Source organism: Devosia ureilytica, assembly GCF_024273195.1.
Classification (GTDB): domain Bacteria; phylum Pseudomonadota; class Alphaproteobacteria; order Rhizobiales; family Devosiaceae; genus Devosia; species Devosia ureilytica.
In genome coordinates this window covers 328,897-343,966 of sequence record NZ_JAMZCU010000003.1, presented here as the reverse complement: position 1 = coordinate 343,966, position 15,070 = coordinate 328,897, and the positions used below count along the sequence as shown (strand labels likewise).

At 61.1% G+C, this 15,070-nt stretch carries 10 protein-coding genes; 5 read left to right on the top strand and 5 right to left on the bottom strand.

Annotated features, from left to right (window positions below; translation table 11 throughout):
- Positions 1-46: 46 nt before the first annotated feature.
- A complete protein-coding gene (locus tag NIM87_RS09480; RefSeq protein ID WP_254674419.1) occupies positions 47-301 on the bottom strand; it encodes a hypothetical protein in 255 nt (84 codons plus the stop codon).
- 391 nt (positions 302-692) lie between these two features.
- Between NIM87_RS09480 and NIM87_RS09475 the strand changes: the two genes are divergently transcribed.
- Together NIM87_RS09475 and NIM87_RS09470 are read left to right on the top strand one after the other, a co-directional pair.
- Positions 693-2,078, top strand: a complete 1,386-nt coding sequence (locus NIM87_RS09475) for a sensor histidine kinase (protein WP_254674418.1) — start codon at positions 693-695, stop codon at positions 2,076-2,078.
- Entirely contained in the window at positions 2,079-2,744 is a 666-nt protein-coding gene (locus NIM87_RS09470; protein WP_254674417.1) for a response regulator, read from the top strand.
- Between the two features lie 73 nt (positions 2,745-2,817).
- Here NIM87_RS09470 and NIM87_RS09465 read toward each other — a convergent pair whose 3' ends face one another.
- The 4 genes from NIM87_RS09465 to NIM87_RS09450 are packed head-to-tail and all read right to left on the bottom strand — an operon-like array spanning position 2,818 to position 7,131.
- Positions 2,818-3,453 (bottom strand): hypothetical protein, encoded by a 636-nt coding sequence (locus NIM87_RS09465; RefSeq protein ID WP_254674416.1) that lies wholly within the window; start codon positions 3,451-3,453, stop codon positions 2,818-2,820.
- Between the two features lie 30 nt (positions 3,454-3,483).
- Positions 3,484-4,878 (bottom strand): exopolysaccharide Pel transporter PelG, encoded by a 1,395-nt coding sequence (gene pelG, locus NIM87_RS09460; RefSeq protein WP_254674415.1) that lies wholly within the window; start codon positions 4,876-4,878, stop codon positions 3,484-3,486.
- The gene (pelF, locus tag NIM87_RS09455; protein WP_254674414.1) at positions 4,878-6,398 is read right to left on the bottom strand and encodes a GT4 family glycosyltransferase PelF; all 1,521 of its coding nucleotides are present in this window, start codon (positions 6,396-6,398) and stop codon (positions 4,878-4,880) included. Before pelF ends, pelG begins: the two co-directional genes overlap by 1 nt.
- A gap of 40 nt (positions 6,399-6,438) precedes the next feature.
- Positions 6,439-7,131 carry a hypothetical protein gene (locus NIM87_RS09450; protein WP_254674413.1) on the bottom strand — a complete coding sequence of 231 codons (693 nt, stop codon included), beginning with the start codon at positions 7,129-7,131 and terminating at the stop codon, positions 6,439-6,441.
- A 247-nt stretch (positions 7,132-7,378) separates the two neighbouring features.
- On the opposite strand from NIM87_RS09450, the gene NIM87_RS09445 reads away from it, so the two are divergent.
- From NIM87_RS09445 to NIM87_RS09435, 3 genes are read left to right on the top strand one after another with little or no spacing between them, the layout of a single operon-like run.
- Positions 7,379-8,254 carry an MJ1477/TM1410 family putative glycoside hydrolase gene (locus NIM87_RS09445; RefSeq protein ID WP_254674412.1) on the top strand — a complete coding sequence of 292 codons (876 nt, stop codon included), beginning with the start codon at positions 7,379-7,381 and terminating at the stop codon, positions 8,252-8,254.
- Positions 8,238-8,948 carry a tetratricopeptide repeat protein gene (locus tag NIM87_RS09440; RefSeq protein ID WP_254674411.1) on the top strand — a complete coding sequence of 237 codons (711 nt, stop codon included), beginning with the start codon at positions 8,238-8,240 and terminating at the stop codon, positions 8,946-8,948. The genes NIM87_RS09445 and NIM87_RS09440 overlap by 17 nt, the downstream gene beginning before the upstream one ends.
- An 8-nt stretch (positions 8,949-8,956) precedes the next feature.
- Entirely contained in the window at positions 8,957-15,010 is a 6,054-nt protein-coding gene (locus NIM87_RS09435; protein WP_254674410.1) for a M10 family metallopeptidase C-terminal domain-containing protein, read from the top strand.
- Positions 15,011-15,070: the final 60 nt, after the last annotated feature.

Here is a 15,070-nt window from a genome sequence, read left to right as displayed (position 1 = left end):
CTGGCCGTATTCCCCGAGATGGGAGCGTCGCTGTCGCGGCTGTGGATCATGTCGTTGCCCATGCCGCCGCGCAGGTCTCCATCGCCGGGTCCAGCGAGTGCCGCGTCTGCTCCGTCCCGGTGATGATGAAGTCCGTTCCGGCAAAACCGAACACCAGGTCAGCGCCCGAGGTGCCCATGAGGACGTCATTCATCGGTGTGCCGGTGAAAGGCCTGAATATGGGCGCTGCCGGAGCGTCGTCATCGTCGCCGGTAACGATTGCCGGACAATCCGCCAGGTCGGTCTTGATATGGATAACCATGACACCCCCTCCAACGGCGCTCCCAAAGCAGCTCGGGGTTGGCCATCAAATACGCCACGGCGGGGACGCCGTAGCGCTCGACATTGGAATGATAGTGCCCAATGGGGAGGCCGAACGTCAGGTCAGAACGTCGGGTCAATTGAGGGTATCAAGGTCTGAACGGCTGTGGGACCTATGGGGGTATGAAACCTGGACTTTAGGACAGTCCTGCCGTCAGCAAAATTTGACGGGATTTCTCATTTGGATCGCGTGGATCAAACACTTGTTTCAGGCCAATCTCAGATTTCATTTCACAAACAGGTCATGTGGGCAAATAATCCGGGTTTGGGGCTGTGTCCCTGCGTAAATTTACTCCAGGCGGCGAGACAGTCGCTGGAGAGGGGTGTTCGCGATGGTCGGGTGGGGCGATCGTCTGAAGGGTCTGTTGCAGCGGTGGAACAAGCTCCCGCTTGCCAACAAATTTGCCCTGTCCGGCGCTACCATAACCGTGGCTGCGATGATCCTGAGCGGTGTGCTGACAACCACTGCGCTGACCGAAATTGTGCTGGCGCGCCGTGGCGGGGTCGTGGCTGCGGTCATCCACCATATGCTGGCAGACCGGGTCCAGGCGCTGCAATCTGATGGCGAGACGGGGGCGCGCGCAACGGCTGAACTCGACGCAATTATGGGCCAGCAGCCCCTGAGTTCGGAATTTCCCTATCTCGATATCTGGTTGCCCGACGGCACCATTCTTTATTCCAACGTTGCCGGCCTTGCCGGACAACAGATCGCGCTTCCTCCGCCCGTGCAGAGCGCCTTTTCGGGGCAGGTCGCGGTGGATTTCACTGATGTCAGCTCCGACGATTATGAGCACCATCATCTCGAGGGGGCCTATATCGAGATCCATTTTCCCCTGCGCGTGGATGGAGACATTGTGGCGGTGGCCCAGATGAGGGAAGTGACCACCGACCTTGAGCAGGATCTGTGGTCGCTCACCCTGTCGAGCTGGGTGATTGTTATGCTGGTCGCAACGGTCGTCATGGCTGGCCTTTTCAGCATTGTGCTCGAAGGCAGCCGTAAGATCGAACGGCAGGGACGGGTGCTGTCCCGGCGGCTGGCGCACTCCCACGCGCGTGCAGCGCACCATCGGGAACTCAAGGCCGAGGCGCAGCAGGCGTCGCGTGTCGTCACGCAATTGACCGACAAGCATTTACGCGCAATCGGCACCGATCTGCACGATGGTCCGGCACAGGCCATCGGATATGCCGTGCTTCGGCTCGACGCGATCCGCCGGCTGCCCAAGGCAGCCGAGAGAAATGTGATCGTTGCGGATGTCGAAGAAATCCTGGGCAATGCCGCGACCGAAATTCGGTCCATCGCAATGGCCTTGGTGCTGCCCGACATCGAGGAACTCGATGTATCACAGGTGGTCGAACGGGCAATCAAGCAGCACGTGCAGAGAACCGGCGCCGTCATTGCCGTGGACAGCGCGGTGGAACCGGTTCATGTTGCTCCCGAGGTTGCGGTGTGCGTCTATCGCTTCATCCAGGAAGGCCTCAACAACGCGTTTCACCATGGTCTGCCCGACGGACCGACCCTGACTGCCATGTTGCATGGAGGGTTGCTGAAATTGTCGATTACCAATGGGTATGTCGAAGATCCAAAAGGCACACCTGCCGACCATCTGGGCATAGGGCTTTATGGCCTTCGCGCCCGCGTACAAAGTATTGGTGGCAAGTTCACCTTTGTGCAAGGCGATGGAAAGACACGATTGGAGATGTGGCTACGAAATGTCTGAATGGCGCCGGTTGCCGCTGATATGATCAGGGTCGTGGTCGTTGACGATCACCCCATGTTTAGGTCCGGGCTGATCCAGGCGGTATCGGCAGAGGGCGATATTTCGGTTGTGGCGGAGGGCGATAGTGCCAATGAGGCTGTCGAGCTGGTTCGATCGCTTCGGCCCGACATCGTGCTGCTCGACCTGCATATGAGTGACAGTGGCATTGCGCGCGTCCGCGACATCCTGCTCGCCCACCCACCAATCCGCATCATTATCGTGACCGCGTCGGAGAACGAGACCGATATTACCCAGGCCCTGGAGGCGGGAGTATCAGGCTACGTGCTCAAGGGCGCGACAGGCCCGGAGATGCGGGGCATCATCCGCTCCGTCATGGGCGGCGAGAACTATCTTCCCAAGGACCTGGTCAGCCGCCTCTTCAACGTGCTCAAGGACAGTTCAGGGCCAGAGGACGATGCGATTAGCGCGAGCCTGTCGCGGCAGGAAACGCAGGTGTTGCATCTATTGGCGCGTGGTCTCAGCAACCGGGAGATCGGCGACCAGCTCGGCGTAACCGAGCGGACGATCAAGTTCCACCTGTCGAATGCCTTTGCCAAGCTCAAGGTTCGCAACCGCGTCGAGGCGAGCATGACGGCGCTACGGATCTGGCCTGATCTGAAATCCTAGGTCGGTCCTGGTGGGCCGCAGGGATCACCGGCTCATTTCACCACAATCCGGCGCCAGTTTTGCTGGAAGGGCTTCAGGGACTGTCGACAGTCCAGGGGCCAGCGCTTTCGGGTTTGCGCGTGCGTGCGGATTGTCGGCGGCGGGGGCTCTTGCTGTCCTGTGGGGCTTCTTTCTCAGGTCCGGCCTCGGGGGTAACCGCACGACCAGCAAGGCTGCGTTCCAGATCATGCGTGCGCTGCGCCAATACCTGGTATTGCTCGGCGATGAGAGACTCCGCCAGCGCTGCCTTGTGGAGCCTGACGGCCTGCTCCTGCAGCAGCCGATTTCGGTGAGACGTCACAAGCCCGACCATCAGGGCGGCCATCACCCAGGCAAGCGGTTCCGCCCAGGCTGCCTGAAAATACTCGGCATAGGTCATGTCCATCGGTCGCACCGGCCAGCCATCGAGATGGGAAATGGCAATGGCGCCCAGCGCCGCCAGCACGCCGCCCTGAACGCCGTATTGGGCGCTCAGCAGCATGACCACGAACAGGCAGGGGTGCACGGGCCAGGTCGAGAATGGGAGAAGGTCGAAATAGTGCAGGGCGGCCAGCCCGCCGAGCAGCAAGACACCTTCCGCAATAGCCAGTCCGTTGGAGCGATAGGGCAGGAATGAGGCTGGGGCCGGCCCTGGGGAACTGCCCGGATTTGCAGAATTGTCGTTGATCATGGAGTCCTCGTGGATGGGTTCCGTAAAGGCTCAACCCGAGACCGCCGGATTGTTGACGACGAAGGTGAGGCGATTGAGCGTGCCCAGGGTATGGCGCATCGCGGCGTAGGCCAGAATGCCGCTGATCATGGCGGCGAGCACATAGCCCAATCCCAGATAATCTGGATTGCGCAGCATGAGGGCGGTGCCCGCGGCGTTCAGCACCAGGAACAGCACTTGCAACCAAAGGTAGGCCTTGCCGTATTGGACGAAGAGCGTGACGCCGCAGCTGGCCTGGAACAGGAAGTGAAAGGCAGCGCCGATCAAGGCCAGGCGCAGCACCGAAATGGCGTCGTAGGGCAATCCGAGAAGGCTGGCGAGAAAGGGAGCGATGACGGCCAATACCGCGCTGATCGTCAGTTGGACGAGGAAAGCCGTGAATACGGTATCGACAGTGTCCTGCGCCAGGCTGGCACGTTGCGCCTCGATCTGGCGCAGAGTGCCGCCCGAGTGCACGATGTCCCGGTAATGGCGGTAATTGTCGAAGAAGTTGGTTTCCAGCCAGACCACCAGAATGGACATCACCGGCACGACCGAGAGATAGGCCATGAACATGGGGCTATCGTAGCGGACGGCGTAAAGCAGTCCTTCGCCGACGGCAGTGGCCTCCCCCGAGTTCCAGACGATCAGCTTGTCGATCCAGACTGCCAGGGCGCTGACAACACCTGCCGCCAAAAAGACTTTCGAGGTCGGGCGGATTGATCTGAGCTTGGAAGGCAATTCGTACAGGGGGATCAGGGGACCCGGAAATGTCCTGAGGATCAGGAAATTGAGAATGCAGAAGGAGATGGTGAGGCCGACGCTGAACCCGAGCAGCATGCCGTCCGACCCATAGCCCAGCGAGGCGGCCGCCGTGCCAAAGACGACCGAACAACTCAGCCCCAGGGCGAAGGCGGTCGTTACCGCCGCATATTGCTTGATGGCCGCGACGAACGCCATGGCAAGCCAAAGGTGGGACACCTGAATCACGCAGATCAGGGCAGCGAGGCCAAGGCCAAGCGGTAGCCGGATGAGGCCAAAGAACACGATCATGCCCCCGGCCAGGGAGAGCACGGTGGTGATAAACAGCGCCGCCAGATAGACGCCCCTGACCTCATGAAACTGGCGCTGGAACAGGATGCGCGACACGCGCAGCGTGACTTCGAGCGAGATCGGCGAGGTGATCACCAGTGACAGGGCGAAGCTGTAGATGACCAGGATGCTGAATACCTTGAGCTCGGTGGGGTCGAGGATTGGCCGGCCAAGCACATGCAGCAGCGCCAGCCCGCACATGATGACGATCCATGGGCCGGACGAGATCAATATTGCATGGCCGCCGGCCAGTGATCGTGAAGCCAGATTGTCCTGGCTGCTGAGTTTTTTCAGCGAGAAACCAATCCCGGCCATTATGCCACCACCTTGAACTGGGGCGCGAAATTGCGCGCGTAGAGGGCGCCATAGGCCGCCGAAACGGCCTCGGACCGATAGCTTTGGCTAATGCGCCGTTGCAGGCGCTGGCCGTAAGAGCGGGCACGCTTGGGGTCTTCGAGCAATTGGGCGATGGCCTCGGCCATCTCGTCATTGGCGCCGACCGGCGCCACCATGCCGCCGGGGCCAATGTCGTTGTTTTCGTTGGACCGGCCCTCGATGATTTCCCGGCAGGCCCCGACATCGGTGGCAACGCAGGGGATTCCGGCTGCACCGGCCTCAAGGATCACCAGGGGAAGCGCCTCGCTGATGCTGGTCAGAACCAGCACATCTATGCGGCCGATATAGTCGACAACATTGACCGGCCCCGTGAAGGTCACGGTGTCCGACAGGCCGCGCCGGGTGACTTCGGCCTGGCAGCTTTGGGCATAGTCGGGGTCTTCGTCCATCGGCCCGATGACAAGGGCCTGGAGGTCGGGAAACTGGTCGCGCAGCCGCTCGGCGACATCGATGAAGGACTGCACATCCTTGATCGGTGTGACGCGGCCGATGAAGCCAATGGTGGGCCGGTCGTGATCGACGCGTTTGACCTGGCCGAAGCGCTCGACATCGACGCCGTTGGGAATGACGCTGAGTTTGTGCGGCGCCGCGCCCAGGGCATATTGAAACGCCTGATTGGCCTCATAGAGCGCCGTGATTTCGGTGGCGGAGCCATAGGCAACCCGGGCAAAGCTCTCAAAGCTTCTGGCCCAGAGTTCGCGGATGTCCTTGCGGTCATCGGACAGATCAAGGCCGGTGTCGACGCTGTTGGAGATCCAGTCGGCCATCAGGATCTCAATGCGGCGTTCGTTCGAATAGATGCCATGTTCGGTGATCAGTGAGGCGCGGCCGGTGTCAATGGCGGCGCGAGCGCCAATCAGCCCGGCATAACCCGTTGAAACGGCATGATAGATGCGTGCCTCGGGGTAGGGGCATGTCAGCGCCCGGAAGAGCCCGCCGACCAGCGTTCGCCAGGCCCAGAAATATCCCAGGAAAGCTGCGTGCGACATGGAGCTATAGTGGTGGCACAGGGTCCGCCAGGCTTGGGGCGAGTTGAGCAGCGTGTCCAGGGACACGCGACGTCCCGGCGGTCCGAGCAGTTTCATCAGCTCGCCCAATTGCTGCGGCTCACCTTCGTTCAGCAATTGTCCGATCAGCTCGGCCATGGCCTCGGGGGTGATATCGGGCCAGGCCCGGGCGGTGCCAAGGTGATTGTCGTCCAGCCGCAGTTGCTCCACAGAAAGCAGGTTGCTCGGGCGGGCATACCGCGGCTCGGAGGTTGGCTCCCCGGGTAGAATGGCCAGCACGGAAAAGGTCAGTTCGGGGTGGGAGCGGATCAGCCAGTCGATCCAGGTTGACACACCGCCAGCGACGTATGGGTAGCATCCTTCTGCGATCAGGCAGACATCGGCGGTCCGGTTGGGCCGTTCGCCCGGCATCATGTTCGCGTCGCGCCACATTTCTGAAACTCCCCAATTTTCGGAACTGTCCCGGCCGGTGTCAGATCGTCTTGGGGCGCGCTATGGCGTCCTGGATCAGGTCGGTCCCAAGACCGGAAAGCTGGCGCTGCCGGCTCTTGCCCCTGGTATAGGCGGCGACCGCGGCAGCCTGTACGCGAACGCGTTGATCGGTGCTGCGCAGGGCAAGGGCCAGTGCCACTTCGACGAATTTCTGGTCGTTCTCGATGGCGAGGTAGGCGAGCAAGGCCTGCTTTTCCTGCATGGTGCCGGAGCTGAGCAGGGCGTCATAGGGACGGGGCAAGCGCGATTGCTGGCGCACCAGGCGCCCGTCAATAATCAGATCCACAAGTGTGACCGCGGGCGCCTCAAGCGGGGCGATGGTTCTGTACCACTTGTCCAGGGCATCGCTTTGCGGGCGCAAGTTCTGGAGGTCAGCGAGAGCCGCCGCTGCTGCTCCGATGGGACCGCCGGCAAAGGTGAGCAGGATGAAAGCCTGGAGCGATCCGGTCTCTATATTCATCCGCTCGAGCCCGACAACCACAAAGATGAGGGCTGCTATGATGCCGATATGTCCAAGGGCAATCGCACCCCAGCCCACTCCGCCCAGGGCGCAAGCGACCAAGAGAATTTCGCCGATCAGGGCCACGAGCTGCAGGGCGGTGATGGCGGTGCGGGAACGGTAATGCGGCGCAGCATCAAGGAGCATCGTCCTTGGATCGATCTGCACGTTCATCGCTCACTCCTGTGACTGCTGGCTTGCCCGGAGCATGCCAGTGGCCGACAGCATATGGAGCGTTGGCGAAGGGCCGCATTGATGGCCGTCAATGCCCGACTGGGTGGGCTGCTGTAGTTCGGTGGCTTGAGCGCGGTCTGTTCTGCGCCAGGTCCGAGTGGAGACGATGGGCACAAACGAACTCCCCAGTTCCCGAACCGACAGGCAGCATGCGGCGCCGTTCCTGGGGATGTCCGTGGCGTTGCAAATGACGCTCGCCGTGGCCGCCAATCCAGTAGCCGCGGCTCCGGCGCGGACGAGCCTGAACGAGGTGGCAAGCTGGGGGTATCAGCTCCAGCATGTGGATCGGGAGCTGGTCGCGGCCTCGCACTACGATTTGATGGTCATCGACTTTTCGCAGGATGGGTCGGCCGGAACGGCGTTCACCTGGGCTGAAGTCCAGGCCATGCGCCGCAAGCCGGACGGAAGTTCGCGCATTGTGCTTGCCTATCTGAGCATAGGCGAAGCCGAAGATTATCGATCCTATTGGCAAGACAGTTGGGCGGCGTCACCGCCGGACTGGCTTGGACAGGAGAATCCGGACTGGCCGGGAAATTACGCAGTGCGATTCTGGGATACGCACTGGCAAAGCGTAATCATGGGCAGTCCGGACGCCTATCTCGACCGCATTGTCGCGGCCGGTTTCGATGGCGTCTATCTCGACCGCATCGACGCATTTGATGTTGACCATCCCTCCCTGCCGCGCGCCACACGGATGCAGCGTATGGCCGAGTTTGTCTCCGCTATCGCCGCCTACGCACGAGGGTTCGAGCCAGGCTTTTTCGTCATGGGCCAGAACGGCGAGGAGTTGCTGGACAACACCGCCTATGCCGCCGCCATCGAAGGGGTCGGAAAAGAAGACCTGTTCTTCGGGATCGATGGCGACGACGCCATGAATTCCACTGGCGAACTGCGGGCGAGTCTGGGGCCCTTGCAGCGCTTCAAGGCCAGCGGCAAGCCGGTTTTTCTGGTTGAGTATGTCTCCACGCCCGACGCCATGGCACGGGTGCGGAAGAACGCGGCTGTGCTGGGCTTTCCGCTCTTTATCGGCAACCGGGAGCTCGACGATGTCCGATCCCGATAAAGGCGAAGCGCAGAAGCCAGAGTATCGGGCGGCCACGGCGATCCCCATGAGGCCGGATCGGACACTTCTGGCCATTGGCTTGCTGGCGGTTGCGGTGCTGGCCGGCTCGATTGCTATGCTGCCCAGTTCGGAGGAAAAGGCCGCCGGCCTGATGGCCGAGGGGCGCTATGCCGACGCGATCCAGATTCTGGCCTCCATCGAGGGCGATCGGCCTTTGGATGCCTATGAGGGCTACACGCTTTTCAAGCTCTACATGCTGACCCGACAGCCCCAGAAGGCGGTGGCATTGATCGACAATGAGCCGGCGTTGCAGGCCGATAATGCCTGGGCCCTGCGCCAGATCAGCGACCTGTTTCGCCAGGTTCGCGACCTTGGGGGCGAGGCCGACGCCTTGCGCCGTCTCTACGATGTCAGTCCCAACGACGCTGACTTTACGCGGCTCCGTATTCTCTACCGTTTACTGGGCGACCGCGCCCGTGAAGCCTCCTTGCTGCAGCAGGCCATCATGGCCGGCCGCTCAGACCCGAGCTTGCTGGATCGCCTGGCCTATTTGCAATCGGCAGATGGTTGGGGCGTTGAAGCTGCGGTCTGGGTTGCGCCTGCCGGCCAATATTCTGAACTCGTCAACACACTTCCGTTGCGGATCATGGCTCTGGCCGGACCCGCCATCGCACCAACCACCCAACCCGAGTAGGAACCACAATGACCATAGTGCTCGACGGAGCTTTGCTCGACTGGACCGCCGATGACCGGCTGGAAACGACGACCAATGCCGTTGCCGGCTATGCCGTCTATGGCCGGCTCGAAGCAGATGTCTTCTACTTCGCCCTAAGTTCGGCAGTGGCTATCGGGGAGACGTCGACGCTCTGGCTCAACACCGATGCCGATACTGCGACAGGCTATCAGGTTTGGGGCTTCGCTGCCGGGGCCGAATTCAATGTCAACTTTGGCACTGATGGGGTGCCGCGGCTCTATACCGGCGCCGATGGACAGACCCTGGTCGGGGACCTGACCTATGCCATGAGCGCGGACGGCACGGTGCTGGAGATCGCGCTGCCCAAGAGCATGCTGGGCGAAACCGTCTCCAGCGTTGGCATTATGGCGGACATCAACAATTCGGTGTTTTTGCCCGTCGACTACACCTTCGCGGCCTACACGATCAGCGCGCCTGTCGTGTCGGTCTATGATGGCCTGTTGACCGAATGGACGCCCGAGCAGCGGCTCGATACGCCGGCCAATGGCCTTGCCGGTTATGCCATCTATGGCAAGGTCGAAGGCGATGATTTTGTGTTTGGCATCAGCAGTGCCGTGCCAATCGGCGCCAATACTACATTCTGGCTCAACACGGACGGCGACCTCGCCACCGGCTACCAGATATGGGGCTGGGCCGGCGGTGCGGAGTTCAATGTCAATATCGATGCCAATGGTGTCGCGCGGCTCTATAGCGGTGGCGCGGGCGAAGTGCTGGTGGGCACCATCGAATACAAGATCGCCGCCGACGGCCTCAGCATGGAATTTGCCGTACCCAAGGCTTTGCTTGGTCCCTCGGTCACGTCGGTGGTGGTGCTGGCCGATATCAATGACGGTGTGTTCCTGCCGCCATCCTATGCCGCAGGTGGCTATGTGGTGGTGGATCCGGGAACTGTGCCGGCGGGACCATATGACGGGCTGCTGACGGAGTGGACTGCTGAGCAGCGGCTCGATACCGGGGCAAACAGCGTTGCCGGCTACGAGCTTTACGGCAAGGTGGAGAACGACAGCTTCGTCTTTGGTCTCGCCAGTGCCGTGCCCATTGGACAGAACACCACCTTCTGGCTCAACACCGACAGCGATATCGCGACTGGATACCAGATATGGGGTTGGGCTGGTGGCGCTGAATTCAACGTCAATATCAGCGCCGATGGTGTTGCACGGCTCTATAGCGGGGCTGATGGGCAAACCCTGGTAGGCGAGATCGACTACAAGATCGCGCCCGACGGGTTGAGCATGGAATTTGCCGTTCCGCGCAGTCTCATCGGTGCATCGGTCACCGCCGTAACCCTGTTGGCTGACGTCAATAATTCCGTGTTCCTGCCACCAAGCTACGCGGCCGGCGGCCTGACGCTGGTCGATCCCGCTTGGGTTCCTGCAAGCCAGTTTGACGGCGTGCTCGATGAGTGGACAGCGAGCCAGCGGCTCGAAACGCCGATGACCACAATCGAGGGTTATGAATTCTACGGCCAGTTCAGCGGCGAGGCTTTCCACTTCGGGTTCAAGAGTGCCGTCGCCATAGGGCCAAACACCACCTTCTGGCTCAATACCGATGGCGATACTTCAACCGGAACTCAGGTGTTCGGCTACGCTGGCGGGGCCGAGTTCAACGTCAATATCGGCGCCGATGGCATCGCCCGGCTCTATAGCGGTCAGGCTGGTCAGACGTTGGTGGGGGTGATCGACCACAAGCTTGGCCCCGATGGCATGACCATGGAATTTGCCATTCCGAGGTCGATGCTGGGGGCGGCGGTGACTGCCGTCAGCATTCTGGCCGACGTCAATGACAGCGTCTACCTGCCGTCCAATTACCTGTCGCCGGCCTATACGGTTTACGATCCAAGTGCGCTGCCTGCGGCGACTGAGACGGGCAATAAGATCGCCATCCTCTTCTCCCAGACCACGGCCGAAAACTACTTCAGCACGATGGCCTATTCGCAATTGGTGATGGCGGCCCAAAGCCAGGCGATGGCTGCCGGGATTCCGTTCGACCTCATATCCGAGGCGGACCTGGCCGATCTGTCCAAGATGGTCAATTACGACACGATCATCTTTCCCTCGTTCCGCAATGTTCCGGCCAATTATGTCCAGATCCAGGATGTGCTGACCAAGCTGGTTTACGAGTATGACGTCTCGCTTATCGCAGGCGGCGACTTCATGACCAATGATGCGGATAATAACAGCCTGCCGAACAACGCCTATGAGCGCATGGAAATCCTTTTCGGGATCAGCCGAACGGGCGGCGATTCAGGCGTGGTGGTCGAGGTTCATGCCACCGCTGCGGGGCACCCGATTACGGAGGGGTATGGTACGGGGGGCGCCATCCAGAGTTATGCGGGCGCGGCAACATCCTATTTCGCTGCCACCAATCCAGCTGCGGGTTCGGTGAGCGTGATTGCCGAGCAGACCGTTGGCGGCGCCACATATGCCGCCGTGCTGGGAAGCGTCACCGGCAGCCGTAATGTGCACTTCGCGACCGATGCCGTTCTGGCCGATGCCAACTTGCTGGGCCAGGCCATCGACTGGGTGAGCGAAGAGGCCGGCGGTCCAAGCGTTTCGCTGCACATGACGCGCAACGCGTCTCTGTTTGCTTCGCGCAACGATATGGATCAGTCGCAGGAAACCTATGACGTTGATGGCGGCATTTACGACGCCCTGATGCCGATCCTGCAGCAGTGGAAGACCGACTACAATTTTGTCGGCTCCTACTATGTCAATATCGGCTTTGATCCGCCGGATCAGGAGACGAACTGGTTCATCTCCTCGGGCTATTACGATGCCATGCGGGCCATGGGCAACGAAATCGGGTCGCATTCCTATTCGCACCCGGAAGATACCAATCTCCTGCTGCCTGACGTCATGACCCAGGCCTTGCTGACCGAGCGGATTGCTCAATATGCGGCGCAGCCGGGCGGTCCGGGTCCTGTTGGACAGGCGCTGGCGACGATGACACTCGAAGAGGTCAACGCAAAGCTGGCAGAAGTTTTGGCAGCGCCCGATCCGGACACGTTGAACACCTTGTCCAAGGCTTTCCTTGCGGCGACCTACACGTTCCAGTTTGCGACAGCGCGCGAGGTCCTAGAAGCCAATCTGGGCTATCCAGTCGGCGGGGCCGCAGTGCCAGGAATGCCGGACAGCCTTTATACTGCCGAGCAGATCATGCAGCACTACGACTATCTGTCGGGTGGTGCGGCCCTGGTCGGCGCGGGTTATCCCGGCGCCATCGGCTACCTTGCGCCCGATAGCCAGGAACAGGTCTATATCGCGCCCAATATGTCCTTCGACTTCACTCTGATGGGCTGGCTTGGCCTGACTGTGGAGCAGGCCGAAGCGAAGTGGGCGGAGGAATGGGCGGAGTTGAACGCCAATTCCGACATGCCTATCGTGGTCTGGCCCTGGCACGACTATGGCGTCACGGTCTGGCCACTGGATGAAGGGGAGACCTCGCCCTATAGCGAGGCGATGTTCACCAACTTCATCGCCGCGGCCTATGCCGCAGGCACCGAGTTCGTGACCCTTGCGGATCTCGCTGCCCGTATCAGGGCGTTCGAGCAAGCCGATTTCGCCTTCAGCGTCAGCGGCGATGTGATCACCATGACCGCGACACCTCAGACAGGACAGTTGGGCACCTTTGCCCTCAACCTCGATGACCTGGGCGGCAAGACCATTCAATCGGTCACCAATTGGTATGCCTATGACGCCGATAGCGTGTTCCTCGATGCCGATGGCGGCAGCTTTGAGGTGCTGCTGGGCACGAGCGCCGACGATGTCACCCACATCACCTCGATTGGATCACGGGCGCAGCTGATGTCGATCACCGGCAATGGCAACGACCTGGATTTCACCATCATCGGCGAAGGCAGGGTGGTGATAGACGTCAAGCAGGGGCCCGGCCTGGTCTATCTGGTTTGGGGGGCGAGCGTTGTTAGCCAGGTTGGCGATATTCTGACCATCGACCTGGGCGGCATTGGCAGCCACACGGTTGCCATCAGAGAGGTCTCCACCAATCTGGCGCCGACCGATATCGTATTGTCCAATCAGATTGTCCTGCCCGAGAATTTGGCGGAACGGACCAAGATTGCCGACCTCACCATTCTCGATGCGGATGTCGATCCGCTGCTGCGTTTGAATGTGGTGACCGTCTCCGACGACCGCTTCGAGATCGATGGAACGACCGGTGCGCTCTATCTCAAGGCGGGCCAGTCCGTGGATTTCGAGGCAACGCCAACCATAGAGATGACACTGACCTCCACGGACGGTGCGACGGTCTTTGCCAAGCCCATCAGCATCAGCGTCAGCAATGTGAACGATGCGCCGAGCGATATTGTGGTGTCCAACCAGGCCAGCATTGTGGAAGGAACGAGCCTGCGCACATTGGTGGCGGACCTGGCGATTGTCGATCCAGACCTCGTGGCCGAGTTCCGCAACAATGTGGTGAGTGTGTCTGACGACAGGTTCGAGATCGACGGAACCACGGGCTCGCTCTATCTCAAGGCCGGGCAGGTGATCGACTATGAGGCGGGCTCGACCATTGCCCTGACCCTGACGGCGACCGACGGCGCGCTCAGCTTCGCCAAGGCCGTCATCCTCACCGTTACCAATGTCAACGAGTTGCCCTCGGGCGCCCCCATCATCAGTGGAGCGGCCGTGGAGAATGTCACGCTCAGCGCCAACGTGTCGCTGGTGACCGATCCTGATGGCCTGGGAACGTTCTCCTACCAGTGGCAACGCGGTGACGGCACGGCCTTCACCAATATCGCTGGAGCTATCGCGGCGACCTATGGCCTGGTGCAGGCCGACACCGACCAGTTGATCCGCGTGGCGGTAAGCTATCTCGATGGCGGGGCAACGCTTGAAACGGTGTTTTCGGCGCCGACCAGCCAGGTTGTCGATGTTCTCGCACCCACGACGCTGGAGCCCCTCCTGGCCAATACCACACGCACCATAACAGCGGCAGAGCTGGTCGGGGGCGAACTGTCGGGCAGTTTCACCATCGACACGCTCACGGCATCGATTGGCACGCTGGTGGCAACAGGCGTGGGGGAATGGACCTACGCGCCGCCAGTCAACGACCAGACCCAGGTATCATTCACTTATACCGCGACAGCAGGCGCCAAGCTGGCCCAGGGAACGGCCGGGATGGACCTGCTGCCATCGAACACTGTGTATGGCACGAGCGGGGACGACAGTCTGGCCGCGCGGGCCAGCGCCGATACCTATCGCGGCTTTGAGGGCAATGACATCATCTCCGCCGGTGGTGGCAATGACATCATCTATGGCGATGAGGGCAATGACACGGCCTCGGGCGGTGGCGGTGCAGATACATTCCGCGCCACGCTCAATGACGGCAATGATGCCTATGCCGGCAATGCTGGACTGGATCTTTACGATCTGTCCGAAACCTCGGCGGCTGCACTTGTGAACCTGACGACCGGCACATCGACGAGTGCGCAGACGGGCAGCGATACCCTCGGCACCATCGAAAATGTCATCGGCAGCAGCGGCAATGATACGATCATCGGGTCGGGTGGCGCCAATGTGCTGGAGGGCGGAGCCGGCGACGATAACCTTTCGGGCATGGGGGGAGCCGATACACTGATCGGTGGCGATGGCGCCGATATCCTGAGGGGCGGCGCCGGGCGCGATGTGATGACCGGTGGGGCGGACAGTGATGTCTTTATCTTTGCCGCCGTTTCGGACAGCCGCAACACCGTCACGACGCGTGACGTCATCACCGACTTTACGCCCGGCGAGGATTATTTCGACTTCTCGGCGATAGACGCCAATACGCTGATCGGCGGCGACCAGGCCTTCACGTTCCTCGATGTCGAGGGCTCCGCCTTCACGGGCGTGCGCGGTCAATTGCGCTGGGTGCTGGAAGATCTGGCCGACACGGCCAATGACCGAACAATCGTGCTGGGCGACATGAATGGCGACCAGGTAAGCGACTTCCAGGTTGAACTCACCGGGCTGATCACTTTGGGGGTTGGCGACTTCATTTTGTGAGCCCCCGACGATGACGCACCCCACGTCATCGCGCAGATGCCCGGCTCCCCCAGCCGGGCA

Excerpts from the sequence above, each read along its gene's own strand:
- NIM87_RS09480 (WP_254674419.1), bottom strand. The coding sequence starts at position 301 with ATGGTTATCCATATCAAGACCGACCTGGCGGATTGTCCGGCAATCGTT.
- NIM87_RS09475 (WP_254674418.1), top strand. The coding sequence starts at position 693 with ATGGTCGGGTGGGGCGATCGTCTGAAGGGTCTGTTGCAGCGGTGGAAC.
- NIM87_RS09470 (WP_254674417.1), top strand. The coding sequence starts at position 2,079 with ATGGCGCCGGTTGCCGCTGATATGATCAGGGTCGTGGTCGTTGACGAT.
- NIM87_RS09465 (WP_254674416.1), bottom strand. The coding sequence starts at position 3,453 with ATGATCAACGACAATTCTGCAAATCCGGGCAGTTCCCCAGGGCCGGCC.
- pelG (WP_254674415.1), bottom strand. The coding sequence starts at position 4,878 with ATGGCCGGGATTGGTTTCTCGCTGAAAAAACTCAGCAGCCAGGACAAT.
- pelF (WP_254674414.1), bottom strand. The coding sequence starts at position 6,398 with ATGTGGCGCGACGCGAACATGATGCCGGGCGAACGGCCCAACCGGACC.
- NIM87_RS09450 (WP_254674413.1), bottom strand. The coding sequence starts at position 7,131 with ATGAACGTGCAGATCGATCCAAGGACGATGCTCCTTGATGCTGCGCCG.
- NIM87_RS09445 (WP_254674412.1), top strand. The coding sequence starts at position 7,379 with ATGACGCTCGCCGTGGCCGCCAATCCAGTAGCCGCGGCTCCGGCGCGG.
- NIM87_RS09440 (WP_254674411.1), top strand. The coding sequence starts at position 8,238 with ATGTCCGATCCCGATAAAGGCGAAGCGCAGAAGCCAGAGTATCGGGCG.
- NIM87_RS09435 (WP_254674410.1), top strand. The coding sequence starts at position 8,957 with ATGACCATAGTGCTCGACGGAGCTTTGCTCGACTGGACCGCCGATGAC.